Source organism: Bradyrhizobium sp. 142 (assembly GCF_023074015.1).
Classification (GTDB): domain Bacteria; phylum Pseudomonadota; class Alphaproteobacteria; order Rhizobiales; family Xanthobacteraceae; genus Bradyrhizobium.
In genome coordinates this window covers 1-844 of the sequence record NZ_JADPKQ010000336.1, presented here as the reverse complement: position 1 = coordinate 844, position 844 = coordinate 1, and the positions used below count along the sequence as shown (strand labels likewise).

Below are 844 nucleotides of genomic sequence, written 5' to 3'. Positions count from 1 at the left end.
CCACGAGGACGTACCGGCCGGCACCGGTGCGGCGTGTGATGATCCCGAAGCCGGGGGGCGGCGAACGCCCGCTCGGCATCCCGACGATCCGGTGGTTCAGAGCGCTGCGAAGTTGGTGCTGGAGCCGATCTTTGAAGCGGACCTGGAAGACAGCGCTTATGGCTATCGGCCCGGTCGCGGTGGAACCGACCCTGTCAAGGAAGTGCATCGGCTGCTGGGCCGGGGCTACACCGACGTGGTTGACGCCGATCTATCGAAGTACTTCGACACGATCCCGCATTCGGAACTTCTCAAATCGGTGGCGCGACGCATCGTCGATCGGCACGTCTTGCGGCTGATCAGGATGTGGTTGAAGGCGCCGATCGAGGAGACGGACGGCGATGGTGGGGGACGGCGGCGCATGACGGGAGGCAAGCGCAACACGCGAGGCACGCCGCAAGGCGGGGTCGCAAGTCCGATGCTTGCCAACCTGTCTATGAACCGCTTCCTGAAGCACTGGCGAACAACCGGACGCGGCGAGGCATTCTGCGCACATGTCGTCTCGTATGCCAACGACTTCGTCATTCTCAGTCGCGGACATGCGGCTGAGGCGCTGGCGTGGACGGAGGACGTGATGACCCGGCTCGGGCTGACGCCCAACGAGGCCAAGACCACGTTGAAGGATGCCCGCAAGGAACGCTTCGACTTCCTTGGCTACACGTTTGGGCCCGAGTACCACCGCAAGACGGGTCGCCGATACCTGAGCGCGAGCCCTTCCAGGAAGAGCGTCCAGAGGCTCAAAGGCAAAATCGATGGGCTTCTGGTCTCCGGCAACAAAGATCCGTGGCCTGAGGTACGCGACCAG

The 844-nt window shown here is 63.6% G+C and carries 1 protein-coding gene; it reads left to right on the top strand.

Annotated features, from left to right (window positions below):
- A partial coding sequence (locus tag IVA82_RS31845) for a reverse transcriptase domain-containing protein (protein WP_247493686.1) occupies positions 1-844 on the top strand: 844 nt, incomplete at both ends.